Origin of the sequence: Acinetobacter sp. 1566109 (assembly GCF_000582255.1) — a bacterium.
GTDB lineage: Bacteria > Pseudomonadota > Gammaproteobacteria > Pseudomonadales > Moraxellaceae > Acinetobacter > Acinetobacter nosocomialis.
The window spans coordinates 23,522-49,304 of sequence record NZ_JEYB01000001.1 but is presented as its reverse complement, the minus strand read 5'-3'; the positions used below and the strand labels follow the sequence as shown (position 1 = coordinate 49,304).

At 39.2% G+C, this 25,783-nt stretch carries 22 protein-coding genes and 1 pseudogene; 14 read left to right on the top strand and 9 right to left on the bottom strand.

What is annotated here, in order from left to right; all coding sequences use genetic code 11:
- From arsH to J582_RS05910, 7 genes are all read left to right on the top strand, one after another.
- Entirely contained in the window at positions 1-705 is a 705-nt protein-coding gene (gene arsH, locus J582_RS05940) for an arsenical resistance protein ArsH (RefSeq protein WP_001052988.1), read from the top strand.
- 18 nt (positions 706-723) lie between these two features.
- A complete protein-coding gene (trxB, locus tag J582_RS05935) occupies positions 724-1,677 on the top strand; it encodes a thioredoxin-disulfide reductase (RefSeq protein WP_001191832.1) in 954 nt (317 codons plus the stop codon).
- Positions 1,678-1,781: 104 nt separating this feature from the next.
- On the top strand, positions 1,782-2,849 hold the full coding sequence (locus tag J582_RS05930) for an ArsO family NAD(P)H-dependent flavin-containing monooxygenase (RefSeq protein ID WP_000080828.1): 1,068 nt from the start codon (positions 1,782-1,784) through the stop codon (positions 2,847-2,849).
- A gap of 296 nt (positions 2,850-3,145) precedes the next feature.
- The gene (locus tag J582_RS05925) at positions 3,146-3,964 is read left to right on the top strand and encodes a hypothetical protein (RefSeq protein ID WP_032047483.1); all 819 of its coding nucleotides are present in this window, start codon (positions 3,146-3,148) and stop codon (positions 3,962-3,964) included.
- A gap of 407 nt (positions 3,965-4,371) precedes the next feature.
- Positions 4,372-4,644 carry a type II toxin-antitoxin system HigB family toxin gene (locus J582_RS05920; RefSeq protein WP_000770669.1) on the top strand — a complete coding sequence of 91 codons (273 nt, stop codon included), beginning with the start codon at positions 4,372-4,374 and terminating at the stop codon, positions 4,642-4,644.
- Complete coding sequence (locus J582_RS05915; RefSeq protein WP_000394714.1) at positions 4,634-5,857, top strand: ImmA/IrrE family metallo-endopeptidase; 1,224 nt, start codon at positions 4,634-4,636, stop codon at positions 5,855-5,857. The genes J582_RS05920 and J582_RS05915 overlap by 11 nt, the downstream gene beginning before the upstream one ends.
- A gap of 2 nt (positions 5,858-5,859) precedes the next feature.
- Positions 5,860-6,990: a beta family protein gene (locus tag J582_RS05910; protein ID WP_000975797.1), complete on the top strand. Its 1,131-nt coding sequence runs from the start codon at positions 5,860-5,862 to the stop codon at positions 6,988-6,990.
- Positions 6,991-7,333: 343 nt separating this feature from the next.
- Here J582_RS05910 and J582_RS05905 read toward each other — a convergent pair.
- The 3 genes and pseudogenes from J582_RS05905 to J582_RS05895 form a co-directional block, all read right to left on the bottom strand.
- A pseudogene (locus tag J582_RS05905) lies at positions 7,334-8,524 on the bottom strand (MFS transporter).
- Between the two features lie 18 nt (positions 8,525-8,542).
- Positions 8,543-8,950 (bottom strand): RidA family protein, encoded by a 408-nt coding sequence (locus tag J582_RS05900; protein ID WP_032047482.1) that lies wholly within the window; start codon positions 8,948-8,950, stop codon positions 8,543-8,545.
- 68 nt (positions 8,951-9,018) lie between these two features.
- The gene (locus J582_RS05895) at positions 9,019-9,945 is read right to left on the bottom strand and encodes a DMT family transporter (RefSeq protein ID WP_032047481.1); all 927 of its coding nucleotides are present in this window, start codon (positions 9,943-9,945) and stop codon (positions 9,019-9,021) included.
- Positions 9,946-10,184: 239 nt separating this feature from the next.
- Here J582_RS05895 and J582_RS05890 point away from each other — a divergent pair, with 239 nt between their 5' ends.
- From J582_RS05890 to J582_RS05880, 3 genes are read left to right on the top strand one after another with little or no spacing between them, the layout of a single operon-like run.
- Positions 10,185-11,312, top strand: a complete 1,128-nt coding sequence (locus J582_RS05890) for a Re/Si-specific NAD(P)(+) transhydrogenase subunit alpha (RefSeq protein WP_004883185.1) — start codon at positions 10,185-10,187, stop codon at positions 11,310-11,312.
- 11 nt (positions 11,313-11,323) lie between these two features.
- Positions 11,324-11,638: a proton-translocating transhydrogenase family protein gene (locus J582_RS05885; RefSeq protein WP_000230434.1), complete on the top strand. Its 315-nt coding sequence runs from the start codon at positions 11,324-11,326 to the stop codon at positions 11,636-11,638.
- A 12-nt stretch (positions 11,639-11,650) separates the two neighbouring features.
- The gene (locus J582_RS05880; RefSeq protein WP_000394402.1) at positions 11,651-13,105 is read left to right on the top strand and encodes an NAD(P)(+) transhydrogenase (Re/Si-specific) subunit beta; all 1,455 of its coding nucleotides are present in this window, start codon (positions 11,651-11,653) and stop codon (positions 13,103-13,105) included.
- 51 nt (positions 13,106-13,156) lie between these two features.
- On the opposite strand, the gene J582_RS05875 is transcribed toward J582_RS05880, so the two are convergent.
- From J582_RS05875 to J582_RS05850, 6 genes are all read right to left on the bottom strand, one after another.
- Entirely contained in the window at positions 13,157-13,978 is an 822-nt protein-coding gene (locus J582_RS05875) for an SDR family NAD(P)-dependent oxidoreductase (protein WP_032047480.1), read from the bottom strand.
- Positions 13,979-14,216: 238 nt separating this feature from the next.
- Positions 14,217-14,618 (bottom strand): ribosome silencing factor, encoded by a 402-nt coding sequence (gene rsfS, locus J582_RS05870; protein WP_001047580.1) that lies wholly within the window; start codon positions 14,616-14,618, stop codon positions 14,217-14,219.
- A gap of 81 nt (positions 14,619-14,699) precedes the next feature.
- Positions 14,700-15,494, bottom strand: coding sequence for a hydroxypyruvate isomerase family protein (locus J582_RS05865; protein ID WP_032047479.1), 795 nt, complete (start codon positions 15,492-15,494; stop codon positions 14,700-14,702).
- Between the two features lie 16 nt (positions 15,495-15,510).
- A complete protein-coding gene (locus J582_RS05860) occupies positions 15,511-16,377 on the bottom strand; it encodes an NAD(P)-dependent oxidoreductase (RefSeq protein ID WP_032047478.1) in 867 nt (288 codons plus the stop codon).
- A gap of 11 nt (positions 16,378-16,388) precedes the next feature.
- Positions 16,389-17,177 carry a crotonase/enoyl-CoA hydratase family protein gene (locus tag J582_RS05855; RefSeq protein WP_032047477.1) on the bottom strand — a complete coding sequence of 263 codons (789 nt, stop codon included), beginning with the start codon at positions 17,175-17,177 and terminating at the stop codon, positions 16,389-16,391.
- Positions 17,178-17,273: 96 nt separating this feature from the next.
- On the bottom strand, positions 17,274-20,081 hold the full coding sequence (locus tag J582_RS05850; protein ID WP_032047476.1) for an ATP-binding protein: 2,808 nt from the start codon (positions 20,079-20,081) through the stop codon (positions 17,274-17,276).
- 172 nt (positions 20,082-20,253) lie between these two features.
- On the opposite strand from J582_RS05850, the gene cysM reads away from it, so the two are divergent.
- From cysM to J582_RS05830, 4 genes are read left to right on the top strand one after another with little or no spacing between them, the layout of a single operon-like run.
- On the top strand, positions 20,254-21,186 hold the full coding sequence (cysM, locus tag J582_RS05845; RefSeq protein WP_002054567.1) for a cysteine synthase CysM: 933 nt from the start codon (positions 20,254-20,256) through the stop codon (positions 21,184-21,186).
- A gap of 12 nt (positions 21,187-21,198) precedes the next feature.
- On the top strand, positions 21,199-22,017 hold the full coding sequence (locus J582_RS05840; protein WP_004710576.1) for a 3'-5' exonuclease: 819 nt from the start codon (positions 21,199-21,201) through the stop codon (positions 22,015-22,017).
- 9 nt (positions 22,018-22,026) lie between these two features.
- Positions 22,027-23,418 (top strand): 23S rRNA (uracil(1939)-C(5))-methyltransferase RlmD, encoded by a 1,392-nt coding sequence (gene rlmD, locus J582_RS05835; protein WP_032047475.1) that lies wholly within the window; start codon positions 22,027-22,029, stop codon positions 23,416-23,418.
- Between the two features lie 30 nt (positions 23,419-23,448).
- Positions 23,449-25,755 carry a RelA/SpoT family protein gene (locus J582_RS05830; protein WP_002054537.1) on the top strand — a complete coding sequence of 769 codons (2,307 nt, stop codon included), beginning with the start codon at positions 23,449-23,451 and terminating at the stop codon, positions 25,753-25,755.
- Positions 25,756-25,783 lie beyond the last annotated feature (28 nt).

Genomic DNA, 25,783 nt, shown 5'->3' with positions numbered 1-25,783 from the left:
ATGAATCTCCCAAATGTTGATATGAATCTTCTTGATCGACCTACTTTAGAGAAAGTTCAAGCTAAAGCACTGGATCATGCACCACGCATCTTATTGTTATATGGCTCGAATCGTGAACGTTCTTATAGTCGTTTAGCGGTGATGGAAGCAGGACGAATCTTGGAGGAGTTTGGTGCTGAGGTGAAAATCTTTCATCCGAAAGGATTGCCTTTGCCAGAAGATGCCGATACTGAACATCCAAAAGTAAAAGAATTGCATGAACTTTTGGCTTGGTCAGAGGGTATGGTTTGGTGTTCACCTGAGCGTCATGGTTCTATGAGTTCTATTTTTAAATCCCAAATCGACTGGATTCCTTTGGCTGGTGGTGCAATACGTGCGACGCAAGGTAAAACTTTAGCACTTATGCAAGTTAGTGGTGGTTCACAATCTTTTAATAGCGTTAACCAGATGCGTATTTTGGGGCGCTGGATGCGGATGATTACAATCCCGAATCAATCTTCAATTCCTAAAGCCTTTTTAGAGTTTGAAGAAGATGGACGTATGAAAGCATCTTCTTATTACGATCGTATAGTAGATGTGATGGAAGAACTCTATAAGTTTACATTACTTACGCGTGGACAAAGCCTGTATCTAACTGATCGATATTCTGAGCGTAAAGAATCTGCTGAAGAATTATCTAAACGTGTTAACCAGCGTAGTCTGTAACACATTGGAGAGAACTAAATGCAAAGTAGACATTCACGTCTGATAATTCTCGGTTCTGGCCCTGCGGGCTATAGTGCAGCTGTCTATGCAGCGCGTGCAAACCTTAAACCTACTTTAATTGCGGGTTTACAACTAGGTGGGCAACTTACAACAACAACCGAAGTTGACAACTGGCCGGGCGATCCTGAAGGTTTAACTGGTCCTGCATTAATGGATCGTATGCAAGCACATGCTGAACGCTTTGGTACAGAACTCGTCTATGACCATATTAACGAAGTGGACTTAAACGTACGTCCTTTTGTTCTAAAAGGTGATATGGAAGAGTACACATGTGATGCTTTGATTATTGCAACTGGTGCTACAGCTCAATATCTTGGCCTAGAGTCTGAACAAAACTTTATGGGACAAGGCGTAAGCGCATGTGCAACATGTGATGGTTTCTTCTACAAAAACCAAAAAGTAATGGTTGTAGGTGGTGGTAACACTGCTGTTGAAGAAGCGCTTTATTTATCAAATATTGCTTCACATGTAACGCTAGTACACCGCCGTGATAGCTTACGTTCTGAAAAGATTTTGCAAGATCATTTATTTGCTAAAGAAAAAGAAGGCAAAATCAGCATTATCTGGAATCACGAAGTTGAAGAAGTATTGGGTGACAATACTGGTGTAACAAGTGTTCGCCTTAAATCAACTCAAGATGAGTCTAAGCAAGACGTAGAGGTTCATGGTCTATTCGTTGCAATTGGCCACAAACCAAATACTGGAATGTTTGATGGTCAATTAAACTTACGTGATGGCTATATCCAAGTACAAAGCGGTACTTCTGGTAATGCAACAGCAACTTCTGTAGCTGGTGTTTTTGCTGCTGGTGACGTCGCTGACAGCATTTATCGTCAAGCGATTACTTCAGCTGGGTCAGGCTGTATGGCTGCTCTAGATGCTGAAAAATATCTAGATCAATTGAACGATTGAAAAGCTAATTCAATCACTTGAAAGTTTTAAGAAATAAGCCCAGTCTGTTAAACAGGCTGGGCTTTTGATTTTGTTTATGACAATAAAGAAGAGGGAGAGATAATTTGTCTCAATTACAAGCTGAAGTAGATGTAGTCATTATTGGTGGTGGACAAGCAGCTCTTGCTACAGCCTATTTTTTAAAACGTAAGAAAATTCCATTTGTGATTTTAGATGACCAAAATCAGGCAGGTGGTGCATGGTTACATGCTTGGGAGTCTTTACGTCTTTTTTCTCCAAATACTTGGAGTTCGTTGTCGGGCTGGATGATGCCAAAAACTGAACAAACTTATCCAACGCGGAATGAGGTGATTCAATACTTATCTGCATACGAACAACGCTATCAATTTCCTGTCATTCGACCTATACATGTTGATCATATTGAGAAAAAAAATGACTGCTTAGATGTATATGCGGGTGATAAATATTGGCGAGCAAAGGCCGTTGTCAGTGCTACAGGTACATGGAGTCAGCCTTATATTCCACATTACGAAGGATTAGAAAGATTTAAAGGAATACAAACCCATTCAGCACATTATGTTAATCCAGAACCTTTTATTAATAAAAAGGTTCTAGTGATAGGAGGAGGTAACTCTGGTGCTCAAATTCTTGCTGAAGTTTCAGAAGTTGCAGACACTATTTGGATCACAGTAAATCCTCCTCAATTTTTATCGGATGATGTTGATGGGCGTGTTTTATTCCTTCGAGCAACAGAACGTTTGAAGGCACAACAGGAGGGACGAATAGTTGATCAACCCATTGGTGGTCTAGGGGATATTGTCATGATTGATAGTGTCAAAGATGCACGTGAACGTGGGGTATTACATAGCAGAGAACCCTTTAAAGCATTTAAAGAATATTCGGTTGTTTGGGAGGAAGGTTCAACACAATTGGTTGATGCTGTGATTTGGTGTACAGGCTTCAAAGCATCCCTAAATCACTTAAGGAGTCTAGGAGTGATAGAACCTAATCAGACTGTTGCTGTCAATGATGGGCGTTCAATAAAAATAAACAACCTTTGGCTAGTTGGTTATGGTGAATGGACAGGCATGGCATCGGCAACATTAATTGGGGTTTCTAGAACAGCCAAAGCAGTAGTCGATGAAATAGCTGTTTACTTAGCTATAGATTAAAAATTCTTAAATAAAGGATGGCTAAAGATATAGAAGGTTTATATATTTTTTATATCAAACACTTATATTTTTTTTTGGTGGTATTGGTTCTAATTTAGTTAGTGATCAATAACTGGAAAATTTTAACTAGACTCTAGTTGCTTAATATAATTCCCAATAAAACTAGTCTACTGTTTATATACTCTTTCATGAGTAAGGAGGTATCTGAGTACTACAAAAGTTGTTATTACTCAGATACCGACAGATTTAATTGAGCTAATTACACTGTAAGCAGAACCAATTACAGAGATGAAATCATGAAGTCTATAGATGAAATAAAAGCTCAAGAGGTATGTGTAGCTATTCTATTAGATAAAAAAGCTACTAATACGCAAGCCAAGATACTTCCTAGTGAAAATATAATCATTGATAGGTTACGTGAGCGTAAAGTTGAGTTACAACATGCTTATAGTGAGTTGTATTCAAAACTAGGGAAATATCATCAAGCCCTCACAAATTTTTTAGATTTGTTAGTAGAAATTACTTCAATGCATAGTCCAGAGGAAGTAATAAAGTCTAGAGCTGCTCAGAAAAAATTGAATGAGATTAATCAGCAAATTTCTATTAAAGCTCATGAATTAGCAGCTCTCCTAGAAACTAGATCCGAGTTAATAAATACTTCTGGCTTTATGACAGATACCCATTATCACATTGGTAATGTAATTCGTGAAGCATCTCAGAATAATCCGTATTTTAGAACATCTTTGCTAGATAAATTAAAGCAACTCCAAGGTCGGTTTGATCTTAAATATTGGCCTCGGTTAGATGATGTAATGAAAGTTATCGCTGAAGATGCAAGAATGGCCGTACCTATTGCTATTGATTCTATTACTGAAGTGGCAACAAGAGGTGAGAGAGCTTCCTTAGTTGATTATTTTAGAGCTTTATTTGAAGCTATTGAATGTAATCGTCAGAAAGAATATGGTTTCTTACCTAATGACTTTAAGTTAACAGATAATACAATTGCTACTTTAGCTAATTGCGCCTTAGCTTTAGAGCCAAAAGAAATGATTGATGGCCTATATGTGAAAAATTTTAGAAGTCGTGAACGCAAACGCATAGGTAGTGACTCCTAATTTTAAATATGTGGACAAGTCTGGATTTGTCCACATACATAAAACAATCTATAGACTACCTATCCCTATAACAGAAAGTATTTTTACTGTTATTTATTATTTAAGATCATTAGAGGTTAGTCAGACTGTAATTCTGTTAGAAAGACCGTGACTAAATTAGGTTTTGAATGAAGGAATTATGGGCAGCTTATGTCAATTCAATATCTAACATATCAAACTTTAAATATTGATTTATTTAATTAAATTTATTCTTTTATTTCAAAAAAATCTAACAAAGACCATATCACTGATAAATATTTAAGCAATTAAAGTAGTTCTCAATAATTAGTTTATGATAATTACCAAAATGGGAATTGAGTTGTATTTTGAAATGGTGTAATTTATTCCCAAATTGGGAATATTTTTAAATGAAGCTTTTAGGTCTTGAAAAAATAACAGTGATTGAGTGTGAGTTTGCTAAAAAATGGCTCATAAGTTGGATCTCTGAAATACGTGATGCTCATTGGCGGGGCGCGGAAGATATTCTGAAACAATTTCCAAAAGTATCTATTTTGGAAAATCAATGTTTCGAATTTTCGATACATAACTCTAAATGGGTTATTTGTCTACAAATCGCGTTTTCTCAAAGAATAGCGATTATTAAAGCTGTAAACATTAAAGGTGCTAACAATGGAATTTAAAGTTATTCGTACAAGAGAGCAGTATCAAGCTTATCTTGACGAAGTGCATTCTTTAATTATGCAAAATCCGGCTATAGGAAGTCCTGAGAGTGATCGGTTGGAATTATTATCGGTTTTAATAGAAGATTATGAAAATAAACAATATCCGATAGAGGCGCCTGATCCTATTGATGCAATTCTATTTAGGATGCATGAGAAAGGGTTAAAACAAGCTGATTTGGCCCCATATTTTGGTACTACTAGTAGAGTTTCTGAAGTTCTTAATCGAAAAAGAGCTTTAACCGTAGATATGATCCGAGCATTATCTGTAGGGTTGGGACTGTCGGTAGAGACATTAATTGGTTTATCAAATTCAAAGAATACATTAGATAAAAATAATATTGATTGGTCTAAATTTCCTGTTAAAGAGATGAAAAATAGGGGGTGGTTAAAAACATTTCTTGCTGATACGGCAGCATCAACTGAGAGTATTATCCAAAAATATATTGCTCAATCAGGGTTACAAATCGGCTCAGCTTCTTTTAAACGAAAGTTGTCTGGTGATGCCCAAACACCTAATACGATGTATGCACTGTATGCGTGGCTAGCTAGAGTCATTCTCCAAGCTAGAGATAAGAAAGATAGTCTAGGAAAATATGACCCTAATTTAATAAATAGTAATTTTTTAAGAGAGTTAGCTCAATTAAGCTGGTTTGAGCATGGGCCAATATTAGCAATTGAATACTTAGAAAAGCATGGAATTGCTGTAGTCATTGAGCCTCATCTTAAGGGTACGCATCTTGATGGAGCGGCATTGAAGGACAGTGACGGCACTCCTATTATTGGGCTAAGTTTACGATATGACCGATTGGATAATTTTTGGTTTACGTTACTACATGAATGCGCACATATTTGGAAGCATGTTGATGAAACAGAAGCATTTCTCGATGATTTAGATTCATCAAGTATGGAGGATCGGAGGGAGGCTGAAGCAAATCGATTGGCAAGAGAGGCATTTATACCAAGAGGAGTTTTGAGACGTACAGAGGCATTTATCTCACCAAGTAAAGAATCTATTGAAAAGTTGGCTAAAGAGTTGAGAGTTCATCCAGCAATCATTGCAGGGCGTATTCGAAAAGAGTTGGGAAATTACACCTTATTTTCAGACTTGGTTGGTCAATATCAGGTCAAGGCATTATTAACCAATTCTCATTTATTAAGTGTTGAGGAGTAGAGATGATGAAAATTCCAGAATATGTCCCAATCATGAAAGCGAAGCAAGGTGAATTTGATGCGATAAAACCTATTAGGTCTGAGCAGTTAGAATATCAAATACAGCCAACTTTCCACCCTTTATTTGAAATGCCTAATATTTATAAAGAAGGGGTTTCAAGACTTGTTGATATTAATAGCCGTTGCGAGAAAATAGGGAAATTATGGAGTGGAAATATTGCTTTAGTGGATGGTTATTTTTGGAAACCATCTGAAGCTTTATTGGAGAATGGTGAGCATTTCCTAACCTATACGTATAACAAATTGTTTGCATTAGGAGTAAAGGTAGTTCCTGTAATTGGTTATGACCGTTGGTTTGATCAAATGAGCAGTCTTTATCATCAAACAATGAAAAATTTAAATTATCCAGAGGCTCCTTATTTTTGTATTAGATTAGATGGTGAGGCAATGTATGATATTGATGAACCTGATTTTTTCAAAGAACAACTAGAATCAATTATTTCTGATTTAAAATTAGCAGAAAATAATTGTTCTATATTATTAGATTTTGGGGATGTAAGTGTCAATCGTATAACAATTGAACAGATGCTAAGCAAGTCTAGAGACTTTTTAGAAGTATTAACTGAATATGATTTTAAATACATTTCTATCAGTGGAGCTTCATATCCTTCAAGCGTTGCAGAAGCCATTGAAGATCATGATACGGATGGTCCAGTACTTCGAAAAGAAATGGTTGTATGGCAGACTTTAAGAAACATGTTCCCTAATGTTAAATTGAAGTTTGCAGATCATGGAGCAAGACATCCAGCTCCAGAAAAGCAGATTATTAATCAACATACGAATGGAAAAATTATCTACACTATAGATAAAAATTACTATGTCGTAAGAGGCCATCCATTTTCTAGAGATGGTGGAAGTCATGGGCATAGAAAGCAGCTAGCAATGAGATTAATTAATTCTATCTATTATGAAGATGTAAGCTTTAGTTGGGGAGACAATAAAATCTTTGAATGTGCGCACGGTATTAATAATTTTATAGGAAATCCTACGCAATGGGTTGCAATTGATACGAGCCACCACATTCGGTATGTCTTAGAGGAAATAGGATCTTTTGAGCTAGCTTATCAAAAATAGATCAAATAAAAATCCAGCCATTCATAAATGGGCTGGATTTTTAAATTATTTTTCAGTAATTAAATTTTTACACTAAATTTACACCATGAATTTTATTTTTGTTTCTAAGTTTTTAATAATAAATGATATTTTATTTTAGTTGATCCTATCCATCATTGGGGCAACTGAAATACGAGGTTGTAACGATTGAAGTGATTGCATAATCAATAGACCCAAAAGTCGCTAAATTAAAGAAAGGGCAGCATTATACGGGGTTTAGCTCTGAATCGACAGAGACATTTAATCGCGTAATTTATAACCGCCCTTATGATGAATGTAGAAAGATGATTTTTAACAAATTACCTTATGAGTGAGCCAACTGCTTTTTTTGTAAGAAGGCATCAATCACACTAAATAAAATACAAAACAGAACGAGTCCAACCCCTGCAAGGCAAGTCATGGCCCATCCACCATGATTCCAAGCAAAAATTCCTAATGCCTAACCAGCTGCGCCACCAATAAAGTAAGTGGTCATATAGATGGCATTAATGCGGGACTTGGCATCTGGACGTAGACGGAAAATAATACTTTGGTTACTGGTGTGAACGAGCGCAAGTGCTAATTGAATTAACGCAAACCCAATGACATATGTAGAAAGTAGAGTTTGTCCAAAATAGAAACAAACCCAACTGACTAAGAATAGTCCACAGCCCATCCAAGTAAGTAATTTTGTGTAGCCTTGGTCGGCGTATTTACCAATATAGCGGGTTGATAATGCACCAAAAATACCAACTAGAGGAACGAGTCCGATAAACAGGTCTGGTAAACGGTGTGCTGAGGTCAGTAGTAAGGCGATAGTGGAATATAAAGTACTTACTGCTGCAAAGGCGAAAGCACCTGTAAGCGCTCTTAGTAATAGTCGCTTTTCCTGCTTTAAAAGCTGAGCCATGGAAACAAAAATTTGCCCATAATTCATTTTCATACGCAAGACGTAAGGTAGACGGCTTTTTAAAGTAAATGCCAGTAATAGCATTAATACGCCGCTTACCACATAAACGACTTTCCAGTGGAAAAGATTGGAAAATAAACCAGCCAGACTGGTGGAGAGTAAAATCCCGACCAATAAGCCACTCATTAAAAAACCAATAATCTCGCCTGTTTTTTCAGGTTTGACTGTCATAGTAGCTAATGGAATTAATACTTGAGCTGCAACAGAAAACAAGCCCGCTAAAATTGTACCAATCCAGAGCATAGGTAAGTTAACAGCAAAGGCAGAAGTAAATAGACCAACTGCGCAAAGCACCATCAAAAACGGAATAGCTTTGGCTTTATTGACGATGTCACCCATCGGAACAATAAAGAGTAGACCAAGGGCATAAGACACCTGAGCAAATGTCACTGTTAAAGCGGCTTGTGCTTGAGTTACAGCAAACTCTTGCTGAATAGAATGAATTAGAGGCTGACAGTAATAATTCACACCTGCGCATAAGCCACATGCTGCTGCCATCAACCAAAGCAAAGGTTTATTTTGACTGATATCTTCAGGGGTAGACATGATATTCTCTCGGTTTTATTAGGTGTATGCTGTTGCTTCAACTTCAATGAGCATGCGCTCTAATGCAAGGCGTGGTACAGGAATGAGCGTACAGGCTGGAAAAGGATGATTTTTCCATAGATTTTGCATGATTTTAATTAAAATTTGGTGTTTTTCATCTGAGTGGTCAACAATTAAAACCCTTAAAACAGCAATATCTGAGATTTTTGCTTCTGCTGCTGTTAATGCATTTTGAATGTTATTAAAAACTTGAGTGGCTTGTTCTTCAAAATTTGGGCTTAATTCCCCTTTCGAATCTTCACCGCCTTGTCCTGCAATATGAATAATATTTTTAAAATTTTGGACTACAGCAATATGGCTATAAGCATTTGGCGTTGGGTTATATAAAGTAGAGGGATTTATGATTCTAAAAGCTTCTTTATTCATTGGAACTCAACCTTTCAGTAAAATTTAGATGAGTATCCAACCTCAACTTAAGTTGAGGTCAAGAGAATTTAATGTTTTAGTCTTTTCTTTCTAAGCGTAATCATCATTACCCCTACAATATTGAGTAGGCAGCCCACCCATTGCCATATATTAAGATGTTCATTTAAGAAAACAACGGCAAGTAAAATCGTTAGAACTGGTCCGATTGAAGCGATCATTGCAGATTGTGATGCACCAAGACGTTCAATACTTTGTATGAGCATAACGGTGGGTAAGACAGTGACTAAAAAGCCTAAGCCGATTCCATACCAAATTACACTTGAGGGGAGTTGTAATATTAGTTGAATAGGGTGAGGAGTACTTAGTATGTAATGTGTTAATGCCCCAATACAGGCCACAGTTAACGCTAAACCTGTGAAATTCCAAGAACCAAATTTTTTAATTAATGGTGGGGTTAACAGTAAATAACCAGCAAATGCTACAGCACTTGCAAATACAAAACTTGTTCCTAGCCAGAAATTGCCCTGAATTGGTGCGTTGTTGTGTTCTTGGAGCATCACTAGCACGGTTCCACCATAACTAAGAAAAATGGCGATTAAACTTTTTATATCTAATTTTTGTTTGTAGAGCAGGCTTGATGCAATCACGGTAAGTGTTGGATATAAAAATAAGATAATTCGCTCTAAAGAAGCACTAATAAACATAAGGCCCATGAAATCAAGCCAGCTGGCAAAGTAGTAGCCTAATAGACCGGCAAAAATTAAAATTAGCCAATCCTTCTTTTTTATGCCCTGATTATGATGCCTATTGAACCAGCAAATTAATAGAAAGAACGGTAAGGCGCTTAGCATACGTAAAGCCATCAGGACTGTACCGTCTACTAATGGAGAAAGGGCATAAGTTTGTTTAATAAAGATTGCTTTTGTGCTGAATAGAAAAGCAGAACAAAGCGCGAAAAAAGACCCAATTTGAAACGAAGATAAAGAAATTTTCATATACAGGACTGTATAAGAGAGACTATTGTCTGCAAAAAAAAGAAAAATCTTCCTATATTACACCTCAAGTCAAATATCGTGAATCATCAGTTCAAAATATGGGTATTTATTAAATAAATAGTGGGTGGTATTTTCAAAAAGTTCAATTAGAATCCAAATTCTGTACAAAGAATACACATGGGGGAAACATTGCGGGTTGCAATGTTTTTGACAATGAGAAATTAGCTTGAGGAACGCTCATGCAGATCGGAATCCCAACCGAAACTGTCGTCGGTGAAAATCGTGTAGCTGCTACGCCAGAGACAGTAAAGAAGTTGATTAGCGCTGGTCATAGCGTTGTGATTGAACGTGGTGCTGGTGTAAAGGCTGCGTACATTGACAGTGCTTATGAACAGGTCGGTGCAACCATTACGGATGATGCCTATACGGGTAGTCAAATTATTTTGAAAGTTCGTGCGCCACAAGGCGGGGAAATTCAAAAACTTGCAGCAAATACAGCTGTTGTAGCAATGTTTGATCCTTATCGTAATACCGAGCTAGATCAGTTTGCGAATCAGCAAGTATCTGCTTTTGCTCTGGAATTGCTTCCTCGTACGCTTTCTCGTGCACAAAACATGGATGTGTTGTCTTCTCAGGCGAACTTGGCTGGTTATAAATCAGTTTTGCTTGCAGCTGCCGAGTATCAACGCATGTTCCCAATGCTGATGACTGCTGCTGGTACTGTAAAGCCAGCACGTGTTGTGATTATGGGTGTTGGGGTTGCGGGCCTTCAAGCGATTGCTACAGCAAAACGTTTGGGTGCTGTTGTTGAAGCAACAGATTTACGTCCAACAGCTAAAGATCAAGTTGAGTCTTTAGGTGGTAAGTGGTTAGACGTACCAATGTCTGAAGAAGAACAGCAACGTGCAGCAGATGCAGCAAAAAATGGTTATGGCTGGATGCCGGGTGAGCAATACATCAAAGACCAAGCTGCGATTGTAGATAAAGCTGTGTCGAATGCCGATATCGTGATTACAACAGCATTGTTGCCGGGTCGTGATGCGCCGCGTCTGATTAAAGCTGAAACTGTTGCCAAAATGAAGCCGGGCTCTGTCATTTTAGATATGGCAGTTGAAACTGGTGGTAACGTTGAAGGTTCTAAAGTTGGCGAAACTGTTGTGACTGAAAATGGCGTGAAAATTTTGGGTATTCCAAATATTCCAGCCACTGTTGCGACAGAAGCTTCTGCATTATATGCACGTAACGTTTTCAATTTCGTAGAGACTTTATTCGACAAAGAGAAAAACTTTGCGATTAATCAAGAAGACGAAATCCAAAAAGCCCTATTGGTCACTCATGGCGGTCAAGTGCTGCTTAAGCGTGGTTAAGGAGATTTCTCATGGTTGAAACTATTACAATTTTCGTCCTTGCCATCTTCGTAGGTTATTACGTAGTTTGGGGTGTTACACCAGCTTTACATACGCCACTTATGGCGGTAACTAACGCATTGTCATCAATTATTGTTGTTGGTGCGATGTTGCAAACAGTCGGGCTGCCTGTACTTGGTGTAGATGCAAATGTTGCATTTCAAAGTGTGAATGTTGTAAGCGTACTTGGTGCGATTGCGGTATTTTTGGCAAGCATTAATATTTTCGGCGGCTTCGCAGTAACTGCACGCATGTTGGAAATGTTCAAGCCTAAGCAAAAGAAATAAGAGGGCTTTGACATGGAATTTATTCAAGCAAATGCAAACTGGTTGTACCTTGTAGGCGCAATTCTCTTTATCTTGACGCTTCGCGGCCTGTCTGGTCCTAAAACAGCAATTCAAGGTAACCGTTACGGTATGATCGCAATGGCGATTGCAGTTGTAACAACCTTCTTTGTTGCCAACAATCCAGTGATCTGGATGATTGGCGGTGCAATGGTGCTTGGCGCGATTGTGGGTATTGCACGTGCACGTACTGTACCAATGACTCAAATGCCTGAAACTGTTGCACTTATGCATTCATTGGTAGGTTTGGCTGCAGTTTTAATTGCAGTTGCTGCAATTTTACATAACAACCAGCTTACAGCATTGTTTGCTCAAAACGAGGCGGCATTAACAGCTGCTGGCGTACAACATGCGCACATGAGCAAAGTTCATTTATTTGAATTGTTTGTGGGCTGTTTCGTTGGTGCGATTACCTTCACAGCATCTGTATTTGCTTACGGTAAATTAGCTGCGAAAAAATGGGCTAAAACAATTTCTGGTGCATGGGTTAAACCTGTTCAAGCGCTTATCTTTGTTGCGATGTTGGCTTGTGGTTTTTACTTCTTCACAACTGGTAATATGACTGCTTTCTGGGCAATGACAGCACTTGCACTTGCATTTGGCTGGGTATGGATTGCACCGGTAGGTGGTGGTGATATGCCTGTGGTGGTATCGCTTCTTAACTCGTTCTCTGGTTGGGCAGCAGCAGGTATTGGTTTTACCCTTGAAAATAACATGTTGATTGTTGCAGGTTCGCTTGTAGGTTCATCTGGTGCGATTCTGTCATACATCATGTGTAAAGCAATGAACCGTTCAATCATCAACGTATTGTTTGGTGGTGCAATGGGTGGTGCGGCAGTTTCTACAGCGGCCAAAGGTGAACAAGTTCAACGTAACTACCGTTCAGGTTCTGCTGATGATGCTGGCTTCTTGATGTCAAATGCAGACAGTGTTGTGATTGTACCAGGTTATGGTATGGCGCAAGGTCGTGCACAAAATGCTGTGAAAGAGCTGTGTGAAATTCTAAAAGAGCAAGGTGTTCGTGTTCGTTTCGCAATTCACCCGGTTGCTGGTCGTATGCCTGGTCACATGAACGTATTGCTTGCTGAAGCAGACGTAGCATATGAAGACATCTTGGAAATGGATGAGATTAACTCTGACTTCCCGGCAACTGACGTAGTACTTGTTATTGGTGCAAACGACGTTGTGAACCCTGCTGCAAAAGATGACCCAGGTTCACCAATTTATGGTATGCCGATTCTTGAAGCACATAAAGCACGTACAATCATGGTGATTAAGCGCTCTATGGCAACAGGTTATGCAGGTCTTGATAATGACTTGTTCTATAACGAAAAAACAATGATGATCTTTGGTGATGCTAAGAAAGTTGTTGAAGATATGACTAAAGCAATTAACGGTACAGGCCACTAAGTTGCTTTGAAATAAAAAACCACCTTCGGGTGGTTTTTTGCTTTTTGGGATTTAAAGAAACTTTTCTACTAAGTCCATTGATTGTTGGTAGAGGTCGCGTGCCAGTTGCTGGTTTTTGGCATGTGACGATTTCCAGTCAGGCATATGCGCACTGACATATTCGCCGTTGCGGTTTTGCCATGATTCTCCAATCGCCATCTCTGTTATGAGCTTTGCAGGAACTGATGTTGGAACTAAACCTACTTTCATGGTTGCATAAACTGGTTTTGGTAAATCACGATAAATATCAGAAGCAACACCGCCGGGGTGTAATGCATTATTTGTAATTGTACTATCAGCAAGTTGTTCAGCTAGTGCATTGCTCAAGAGTAAGTTTGCAAGCTTGGATTGTCCATAATAGAACAGGGGATTGTAAAAACCTTCTGCGCGAAATTTATTAGGTTTAATTGAGCCAACCCAATGAGCAATAGAAGCAAGATGAATAATGCGTGCTTTAGGTGACTGTTTTAAAGCCGGAAGTAACTTTTGAGTAAGTAAGAAATGACCTAAATAATTAACGCCAAATTGTTGCTCAAAACCATCTGCGGTGAGCTGTTTTGTTTTTGCAAATAGCCCGGCATTATTAATAAGCACATCAAGGCTGCCATATTTATCTGTAATTTCATCAGCAGCTTTTCGCGTTAGCTCAAGGCTATTCAGATCAAGAGAAACGACATCAACTTGTCCTTGGTTGAGTGAGCGTAGTTTGTTTTGTGCCTCTTGTGCTTTTTGAGGATTTCGGCATGCCAAAATCACATGTTGTCCTTGTTGTACAAGTTTTTCTGCTGTGGCAAAACCAATACCTGTGTTGGCGCCTGTAATGAGTATTTTCACTTTTTAGTGCTCCGGTTATGCTATTTATTGATGAGACTATAAGAGTGGTTATAGTGCTGTAATTCTGACAATTTGTCATGTCAAATTTAAGTAAGATTGATGACTAGCTCGTAAGTGCTGTTGAAACTTTGATGAGGATATCTGAGGCTATAAAAGATAATTTTTTTAAATAAAATTTTGTTTGGTTATATAAACAAAAAGCGGCTCAAAAGAGCCGCTTTTTTTAAAAGCAAAAATTTTATGCGACTGACTCTGGGGCAGTACGCCATAAGCTTTCTAAATCATAGAATTTGCGGGCAGTTGGTAGCATCACGTGTACTACAACAAAACCAAGATCAATTAAGATCCATTCGGCATCTCGTTCGCCTTCAACGCCAATCGGGCGGAAACCAGCTTTTCGAGCTTCTTCTGCAACATTGTCAGCAAGTGCTTTGACGTGACGAGTAGATGTACCACTCGCAATGACAATAGCATCCGCAACGTTGCTAATAGAACTAACATCTAACTGTAGAATATCTTTTGCTTTTACATCAACTAAAGCGTCATGGACGACTTTGAGACAAGCTTGTACGTCTTTATTTGAGGTGTTCATTGCGAAATCGTGAGAATTAGACACGCTGGGCGATGGTTCTAAATTCATATAGGGTATATTTTCCTGACAATTACTCACTATCTAATATAGTGGTTTTCACTCAGAATTTCAAACAAAACTAGTAACAGTTTATATATTTACATCATCCGAAAAATATTTCTTTTTCCATGTAAATGACTGATTTGACCCGTTTTTAGGTTTATATTCTGCTGCAATGTAACCGTCATACGTGCTTTGTTTAATCCATGAAAAAATTTGCTCATAAGGGATTTGAGCCGTATCGGGTTCATGGCGTCCAGGACAGTCTGCAAACTGAATATGGCCAATCTGGTGAATATTTTCTTGTAACCCTTCAAGTACATCTTCACCCATCATTGCCATGTGATAACAGTCATATTGCATTTTTAAAGCAGGGTGGTTGACTGCTTCAAGCATCTCTTGGGCTTGGGCAATGTTCTGTACTAAAAAGCGTGGCATATCTGTGCCATTAATCATTTCAAATACAGGTTCAATGCCGTGTTCTGTAAGTAAATCACAAGCTAACTTTAAGTTGCTTGCAAGTGTTTTAAGGCAAGGAAGTAAGTCAGAATCTTGAGGTTGCTTACCTGCCAAAATATTAACACGAGGCACTTTTAAGGCAGTAGCATAGCGAATAGCTAACTCTAGTGCTTCACGGAATGCTGCTTCTTGGCCAGGTATGCCTGCTAAACCATTTCCACCTTGCATAAGATCGCCAGCAGGAACATTAATTAAACATAAACTTAGGTTGTAACGTTCAAGTTGGTCTTGAATATCGGCAATGGAAAGTTCGTATGGGAATTGAATTTCTACATGTTCAAAGCCCTCTGCATGGGCTAATGCAAAGCGATCAATTAAAGAAACTTCGGTAAAAATCATGGATAAGTTAACGGCAAGACGACCCATACACAAACTCCGTTTATTATTGCTCTACTAGTTGAATGATAGTAGCTAAATCTTTCTCAGCAAAGCCATTTTTTTGGTGAGTTTGTAGCTGTAATAGAGCTTTTTGTGCAACAGGTATGTCTAAATTAACATTGTTAGCCAATGTTACCGCGTTGTTAAGATCTTTGGATAATGTTTGAACTTTCCACTGAATAGGCTCGAAAGTATGAGTCGCCATGCGTGGTGCAAGTATTTGAAAAGGCTTTGAGTCAGCAAATCCACCTGCTAGGGCGGGAGCCAGTAATGTCGTGTCTACACCTGCGTGGTCTGCTAGTGCTACAGCTTCGGCAATAAGAGCACTATTTGCTGCCACAATCAGCTGATTGCAAATTTTAGTGGCTTGGCCTGTACCAATATCGCCCATACGTGTTACACGTTGAGAAAGTACATTGTAAACAGGACTCAAAGCTTCAATAGTTTGAGCATCTCCACCTGCAAAAATGACTAGCGTGCCTTGTTCTGCCCCGGCTGTACCGCCTGAAACAGGGGAGTCAATCCATATCACATCTTGTAAAGCAGCACCCTGAGCAAGTGCTTTTGTTGCAGCAACAGATAGGCTTGAGAAATCGACAATAACTTGATTTGCTTTTAAATGAGGCTGAATTTGCTCAAATACGGCTTTCACAGCTTTATCGTCAGCTAGGCAAGTTAAAACTATAGGGTATTGTCCAATGTTTGAAAGATCGAGAGCATGTGCGCCAATATCGATAAGTTCTTCACAAGCAGATGCTGTTCTGTTCCAGACAGCAACTTGAAAACCAGCTTGAATAAGGCGGCTAGCCATACGGCTTCCCATAAGTCCTATACCTAAAAAAGCTATGGGTGTATTACGATCAAAATTCATCTTCAAAGCTCTTATCTATATTGGCGTGGTAAAAAATTAACTTCCGGATGTTTGTCTTTTTTACGAGCAAGTTTGCTATTTTTACCAAGTAATAATTTAAGTTGCCAGATTTTTTCTAGACGCAATGATTTTTCTGGCTGGTGCTCCATTGCATCTAATACACGTTTTGCAGCAGTCAATGCATCAGGTGAGCGTTGTAGCATTTCTGAGGCAATTGCATTCGCTTTTTCTAAAGGGTTCTCGCTTAGGTGAGTTACAAGGCCAATATCTTTTGCATAGTTTCCGTCAAACACACGAGCAGTTAAGGTGAGTTCTTTGGCGAGGTCAACACCTATCAAACCTTTGAGTGAGCGGGTAAGTCCCATGTCGGGTACTAATCCCCAGCGACTTTCCATAATCGACATTTTTGTCTCTGGGTGGGCAATACGAATATCGGCAGCCAGCGCAAGTTGCATCCCCGCACCAAAGCAATAACCTTCAAGTGCTGCAATCACAGGTACAGGTAAGTTCTGCCAAATCAGAAAGGCTTTTTGGAAAAGGCTTTGTCCCGGCTTTACAAGTTCCCAAATCGCAAATGCGGAGTTTTTAGGGTTGTTAAGGTCAGATAAATCAATACCAGCACTAAATACTTGTGCTTCACCAGTCAAAATTACACAGCGGATATTTCGGTCTTTTTGTATGGCTTTAGCCGTTGAAACGAGTTCTTTGAGGAGGGCAAAACTCATGGCATTACGTTTATCAGGACGGTTTAGATAAACTGTTGCAATACCATTATTTTTTTCAATACGTAAAAGTGCCATGAAATTCCCGCTTATTTTTTTATCGATAAACGGAGCATAACATGGCTTGAAATTGGAAACATGACAGGTCAGTCATGCCTTTTTACAGGTTCTTGTTTAGTCGGGTATAACTAAAATTTGATGAGCTGCACTTTCAACTTCTTTAATAACAAGACCTAATTCATCGAAACGTCTCATGACTTCTTCAATGAAGCCATCGTCAGCTCTGCGGCGCTCTTTACGTAATGTTGAAACAAATTGCTCGAAGTCACCAGTAACTTGTTGAAGCTTTGGTGTGCCTACATAGCGAGTTGCACCATAGAGGCGGTGCAATACATGTTCGAGTTGAGGAAAGTCTTCAAGCTCAATGAGTTGCTGCATTTCATCTAGCTCGGTTGAGAAACTGTCTACCAACATTTTCAATAAGTCTTGGGCAAGATCTTCTTTATTTGCAGCCAATTGTAGGCTTTGTTGCCAGTTTAATATTTCTGGGTCGAGTGCCTCGGCAACAACATGGTGATCTTTATCTAAAGCTTGTGCAGTGAAATTGTTTTTAGTCCATTGCGTTAAAATCTGAATGATTTGCTCCATTTGAATTGGTTTGGTGACATAGTCATTCATACCAACTTTCAGAAGCTTTTGTTTTTCATCAGCAAGGGCATGGGCTGTTAGCGCAATAATTGGAAGTTGCATTTCCCCATCTAAAGTGGATTCTAAAGATCGGATCGCACGTGTGGTATCAATGCCCGACATAACCGGCATTTGAATGTCCATAAATACCAAATCAAATGGTTTGAGCTTCTGATCAATTCTTTCTTGAATGATATTGAGCGCTTCTTGTCCACTTAAAGCCTTAGTAGTTTTGACATTTAACTCACCTAATAGTGCTTCTAAAACAATTAAGTTCGGTAAATGGTCATCGACCGCTAAAATATGTAAACCCTGACCATTAAAGTCTTGTTGTTCCTCTTCAAAAATAGGTTGGTCACTTAATAATTGAATGAGTCCGCTACGGCTTAATGGTTGGTAAAGTGGGCGAGCACGATATTCAGTGAGCATGTTTGGCTCAAGGGTCATTTGATATCCGTAAACTGCTAAGTTGCCCTGATAGCGGCTACGAATTTCTTTAAGCAGAGCTTCTGTATCGCCACTATGATCAACAATAAGCCATGTATTATCTTTCTGGTCGAGGTGTTTTAGGCGGCTAAACAAGTCTAAAATTGATTGAGTTTCAATGTGTGGAACTTGGTAATTTTCAAGATAGTATCGTAATACACTTGCCGTTGCAGGGTGTGCTAAATAAGACACCACTTGTAAGTGTTCGAAGTGAGGGTGTTCTATCTCATGCTCTTCATCTACAGCAAACTGTGCAGTAAACCAGAATGTTGAACCTTTTTCTGTTGGTGCACGTTCTTGGTTATCTTCAAAACCAATTTGTCCATGCATGAGATGAACCAGTTGTTTGGAAATTGCAAGGCCTAAGCCTGTACCACCAAATTGACGGGTAACAGATGCATCGCCTTGTGAAAATGATTCAAATAACTTTTTACGGTCAGTACCACTCAAACCAATACCACTATCTTGAACGCTAAAATGCAGCAAACATTGACCAATGTCATCATGTTCCATACGGACACGAACAATAATTTCTCCGTCTGGCGTGAACTTGATGGCATTTGAAATTAGGTTGGTCAAGATTTGCTTAAACCGTAAAGCATCTCCAATGACTTCTTGAGGAATGTTCTCTGCATAATAAAATGCCATGGCAATATGCTTTTGCGCAGCCAAAGGTGACAACATATCCATCACATCGAAAATAGCTTCTTCTAAATCAAACGGCGCTGTTTCAAGCTCTAATTTACCTGCATCAATTTTTGAGAAATCTAATACATCGTTAATTAATGCTAATAGATGGGCAGAAGATTTTCGAATAGTCTGTAAATAGAGATTTTGCTCATTACTTAGATTTTGTTGGCGAAGTAGTAAATGAATAAAGCCATCAATACTGTTAAGTGGGGTACGAAGCTCATGACTGATATTGGCAAGGAAAACTGATTTTGCCTGATTTGATGAAATCGCTTGGTCACGTGCTTGACGGTAAGTAATGTTTTGAACTTCGAGGGTATCTAATGTTCTACGTAAGTCTTCTTCGGTTTGTTCGGTGTGTTCTTTAAGCTCTAAAAAACTAAAATGTAGTCTTTTCACCACACTTGCGATATCACGTTGGAGTAAGCGTAATTCACCCGTACTGTTAATGACCATATGCTGATCTAATGTGTCTGCATTGAGTCGCTGTAGTTGCATCCGAATTTCGTACATTGGTGCAACCCAACGACGAGAGAAGAAATTTAGACAGAGCAAAAGTAAGAGCAGCGTCATTAAACTCGTAATAACTAAAGCGATCAGAATACGATAACGTGCTAATTCTAGTGGTTGATTATCCATTTCAATCACTAGCCAGACAGGGGTTTTACCTGTGATACTGCTGATGCGAACCCCATAAATATTGTTATTGTTATAAGAGATCGGGCCAAAAAAACTATTGTTTTGCGTAAAGTTAGGCCAATAACGATTATCTCGATAGCCTACACTTAAGTAAGTCTGACCATTACTGTCAATTAAAGCAGCACGCTTGAGATTTTTTTCACTGAACATGCTTTGCATAATATGTTGAGCATGGTCATATTCATCGGGTTTGAGTTCTACTAATGTATAGAGATCTTTAGCGATTTGATTATAACGCGCCAAAATAGCTGAGGCATGATGCAGTTGCTGTTGTTTTGCAGAGTAAGATGTTTCAGTTAAAACCAGAAAAGCACCAACACCAGTTAAAATCATCATGGGCACAAAAATAAGAGCAATCAATTGCCCATATGCATGATTCAGACGTAAGCGTTTCGATAAGGTTTTATTGAAATTAGACATGGCTACATCGGATTGATCTCTCTGTAGGGCATATTATCACGCTTTATTTTAAAACAGACGGCATTTTATAACTGACTGGGCTTTAATCACTTTAATTAAAAAGCATAGTGAAATGGGTGCAGTACCGATCATTTTTTCATACAATAGTGCCACCCCGATTTAGGTGTTGATCATGAGTAATACACAACCTGATTTTTTAGCCGACGAATTTTTGTTAGATCACTATGTAGGTAAAACACCTCTAGTCCGTTTGCAGCGCTTGGCTTGTCACACGCAGGCAACGGTTTTAGCAAAATTGGAAGGTAATAATCCGGCAGGTTCTGTAAAAGATCGCCCTGCATATAACATGATTATGCAGGCAGAAAAGCGTGGTCAAATTAAACCGGGTGATACGTTAATTGAAGCAACTAGCGGCAATACAGGTATTGCTTTGGCTATGGTTGCGGCAATGCGCGGCTATAAAATGAAACTTATCATGCCAAATAACATGAGCCAAGAACGCAAAGATGCGATGTTGGCTTATGGCGCAGAGCTGATAGAAGTGACTCCACAGCAAGGTATGGAAGGCGCACGTGATTTAGCTTTGCAAATGGAAAAAGACGGCAAAGGTCATGTTTTAAACCAGTTTGGTAATCCTGATAATGTTGAAGCTCATTACCTGACGACAGGTCCTGAAATCTGGAAGCAAACGGGTGGTAAAATTACTCACTTTGTAAGCTCAATGGGTACAACCGGTACCATTATGGGTGTTTCTAAATATTTAAAAGAACAAAATCCAGACATTCAGATTGTGGGCTTACAACCAGCAGACGGTTCAAGTATTGCTGGTATTCGCCGCTGGCCAAAAGAATACTTACCAACAATTTTTGATAGCAGTCGTGTAGACCGAATTATTGATATTCCTCAAATTGAGGCGGAAAAAACCATGCGTAAATTGGCTCGTATGGAAGGTATCAGTGCAGGTACATCTTCAGGTGGTGCAGTTTGGGCATCAATTAAGATTGCAGAAGAAAATCCAGAAGCTGTTATTGTTTGCATTATCTGTGACCGTGGCGACCGCTACTTGTCTACAGGTTTGTTCTCAGTACAGGACGATAACTCATAATTGAGAGAAAGAATGCGTTTCCCAACTTTAGTTTTTGACATTGAAACTTTAACTGATTTAAAAGCGGGAGCGCATTTATATCATCTTGATTTGCCAGAGGCAGATGTTGAACAGGCACTCACAAAAATCCGCCGCCAAGAATCAGGTATGGATTTTCAGCGTTTGCCATTGCATGAAATCGTTTGTATCTCTGGTTTATGGATTGATGAATCGGGCTTTAGACTGTTTTCTTTTAGTCGAGAGCACTATTCAGAAGCTGAAATTTTACAGAAATTTCTATCTATTTTTGACAAGCGCCATCCCACTTTGGTGAGTTGGAATGGCTCACAATTTGATTTGCCGGTTATCTTGTTCCGTGCCATGTATCATGGTCTTTCTGCACCGGGCTTGTTCGATCAAGGTGAGCTTGATAGCCAGAAGCGTTTTAATAATTACCAAAACCGTTATCACCACCGTCATATTGATTTAATGGATGTGATGGCAATGTTTAATGGCCGTAATTTCCAGAAACTTGATGAGGTTGCCTGTATTTTAGGTTTACCAGGTAAGCGTGGTGAATCGGGGTATCATGTTCCTGAATATGTACGTGCTCAGCAATGGTTAAAGTTAACCAGTTATTGTGAGGGTGATGTACTCAATACATGGTTTATTTATTTGCGTTGGTTGTTACTTAAAGGTCAAATCAATGTAGATGAACATAATCATTGGATTAGTTCTAGTATTGAATATTTACAGACTATGCCTCAGCAGGCCGATTTTCTTGAAGTGTGGCAACGTACGTCGAAACATACCGACTTTACATCCCATTATTTTAATCCTTTAGATTTTTAGGTTCATTCTTTGAAACAGCAAGCCAAATCTCGCAAAGCTCAGCAACCTGAATATATTTTTCAGGTTGAAACTCTTTCTCATGAGGGGCGAGGAATTGCGCACTATGGTTCTCATCCGGATCATCCGGCAGATAAGCATGGTAAAAAGGTATTTATCCGTTATGCGTTGCCTGGAGAAACAGTAAAGGCTCAAATTACGCATGAGGCTAAGCGCCTTGAAGAAGCTGAAATGATTGAGCTTTTAGCAGAACCTTCGTCAAATCGCGTAGAGGCTGTTTGTCCTCATTATGGTATTTGTGGCGGCTGTAGCATGCAGCACATTCATCCAGATGAGCAAATTCGCTTAAAGCAAAATGTACTCCAGTCACATTTACAACACTTTGCGGGTATTCAACCTGAACAGTGGTTAGAGCCAATTCGATCTTTACAAAGTGATTATCGCCGTCGAGCGCGTATTGGTGTGCGCTATTTGCCAAAACAGGACCGTTTGATTTTAGGTTTCCGTGAGCATCATAGTAATCGTTTAACTTCTATCCATACCTGTAGTGTTTTGGATAAAAAGTTATCAGCTAGCCTGCCAGAATTGCGTACTTTACTCCAAAGTCTAAAAGGCAAAGCACATATTGGTCATGTAGAATTAGCAAAAGGTGATGAGGAAACTTCTTTATTGGTTCGCCATGTAGAAAAATTAAACAATTCTGATGTCAACCAATTAAGACAATTCGCGTTACACAAAGGCTGGCAATTGTATTTGCAACCAAAAGGGCCTGAAAGTCTTCGTCGTATTGATGAAGAGCAAGGCGCTATGCGGTTACATTATGCTTTAAATGCATTTGAGGTAAATTTTGCTTTTTCGCCATTGGATTTTACGCAGGTCAATGGCACAGTAAATGAACAAATGGTGCAATTGGCATGTGAATTGCTTCAATTGCAGCAGGGCGAAAGGGTACTGGATCTGTTTTGTGGATTAGGTAATTTTTCGCTTCCACTTGCACGATGTGTTGGTGCAAATGGACAAGTTGTGGGTGTGGAAGCAAGTGAAGAAATGGTGCAACGAGCAACGGATAATGCCAAGTGTAACAATCTGGTGCAAGCGAGCTTCTTTTCACAAGATTTAACAAAAGATTTTTCGCATCATTCTTGGGCAAATCAAGGATTTGATGCATTATTGATTGATCCTCCTCGTGCTGGTGCATATGAAATTATGCAGTATGTACCAAACTTTGGAGCAAAAAGAATCGTTTATGTATCATGTAATCCAGCAACACTAGCAAGGGATGCAGGTGTTTTGGCTCAACATGGGTACCAGTTAAAAAAAGCAGCGGTTATGGACATGTTTACGCATACAGAACATGTTGAATCAATTGCTTTATTTGAAAAAATTCAAGAGATAAACGATTAAAAACATGAGTTACATATCCAGGAGAATGGTATGGTCACAGTACGTGAACAGTTACCTGAACAACTAACTGAGTTGTCAGAGGAAACGACTGTAGAGCATGCCGCCGAAACACAAGTCGGTTTAGCCTCATGGTTGGATCGGGTTCGTGAAATATTAGATGGGGCAGAGCTTAAACAACTCGAAGAGGTTGCGCATTTAACCCTGCAAAAAGAGTTAGATTCAACGGTTAATCATCGTTCCAATACATTTGCTACTGGTGTTGGAATGGCGGATATTCTGGCGCATTTACATGTAGATGAAGATACTTTATCTGCTGCAATGCTTTATCGTAGTGTTCGTGAAGACATTACTGATATAGAAGAAGTAAAGCGCAAGTTTGGTGAGCAAGTCTATAACCTTGTCAAAGGTACTTTGGCAATGGGTAAGCTTTCAGAACTCATTGAAAAAAATAAACGACTAGAAGACCATTTTAATAACAACCAGAGGGAACATTTAAGCGGCATTTATAAAATGCTGATTTCAGTGACTGAAGATGTCCGTGTTGTTTTAATTAAGTTAGCTGAGCGTACTTATTCTTTACGAGAGCTCGCAAACTCGTCACGTGAACGTCAAGAGCGTGTGGCGCGTGAAATTCTTACTATTTATTCGCCATTGGCGCATCGCCTTGGTATTGCACAGCTTAAGTGGGAACTAGAAGATTTAGCCTTTCGTTATTTGGCACCAGACCGTTATAAAGAGATTGCTTCATTACTCAATGAAAAGCGTCTTGAGCGCGAACACTATATTCAGTTCGTAATCGACCGCTTAAAAAATGAATTGGCATCTTACGGTATTGAGGCGGAAATTACAGGTCGAGCAAAACACATTTATTCGATTTATCGAAAAATGAAAAGTAAAAACCTGAGTTTCGATCAGCTTTATGACATTCGTGCCTTACGTGTGTTAGTCAATAGCGTGCCGGAGTGTTATCACTCACTAGGTATTGTTCATCAAATCTGGCGCCATATTCCACACCAGTTTGATGACTATATTACCAACCCGAAAGCCAATGGTTATCGCTCATTACATACTGCTGTAATTGCTGAAAATAAATCTTTAGAGGTACAAATCCGTACTCATGAGATGCATGATGAAGCAGAATTAGGTGTATGTTCGCACTTTAACTACAAAGAAGGCTCAAAGAATACCGACCATTCTTTTAACCATCGTTTACATTCGCTTCGTGCCGTTTTGGAACATTACCAAGAACGTAATGAAACCACAGTACACCAAAACGAAGATGAGACGGAAGGCTTTGATCAGCTTCAAGACTTTGAAGGTTTTGAAAAGATTTATGTGTTTAGCCGTGATGGTGATATTAAAGAATTACCACGTGGTTCAACGGTTTTAGACTTTGCTTATCATGTGCATACAGAAGTAGGAAACAAGTGTTATGCGGCACGTGTTAACCAACGTTATGTACCATTAACCTATACGCTAAAAACTGGTGAACAGGTCGAGATTTTAACCAAAAAAGACCGTGAGCCTAACCGTGACTGGTTGGTGAACTCTTTAGGGTATATCAAGACAGCTCGTGCACGTGACAAACTACGTCATTGGTTCAGACAGCAAGATCGTAGCAAGAACCTTGAAGTTGGCCGTGAGTTATTAAACAAAGAATTGTCTCGATTGGCGATTCACCCTAAGAGTATCGACCTGAACGACTACTCATCACATTTTAATGTGAAAACAGGGGACGACATTTTAGTTAGTCTGGTCAGCGGTGATATCAGCTTGCATGCCTTGATTAATCAGATTAATCGTCAAATGCATCTAGATCAGGATGAGCCTGAGCTGGTACTTAAACCAACATTAAATCCGCGCGCCAGTCATACTTTGTCTGCGCATGGCATCCTAATTGATGGTTTAGACAATGTTGAGTTACATATTGCGCAGTGTTGCCAACCGGTTCACGGGGAGTCAATTGCTGGCTATATCACATTGAATCGTGGTGTAAGTATTCACAAAGTCTTGTGCTCTGATTATCAACGCATGATCAAGCAAGAACCAGAACGTGCTGTTGAAGCCGATTGGGAAATGCAGCCAACTCGTGGTCAAAGTGTTCAAATTGTGGTTGAAGCTTACGATCGTCGTGGTTTGCTCAAAGACTTAACTCAAGTGATTTTCTCTGACCAAATTAATATCCGTCAGGTGAATACAATTTCTGAGGCAGATGGTATTGCCAATATGAAGTTGCTTATTGAGGTGAAAGGTTTGGCTCAACTTTCACGTTTGTTAGCTCGTTTAGAGCAACAACCTGGAATTATTAGCGCACGACGTATGATTCAAGGTGTTTAATTAAATTAAAAAAGGCCGTCATTTGACG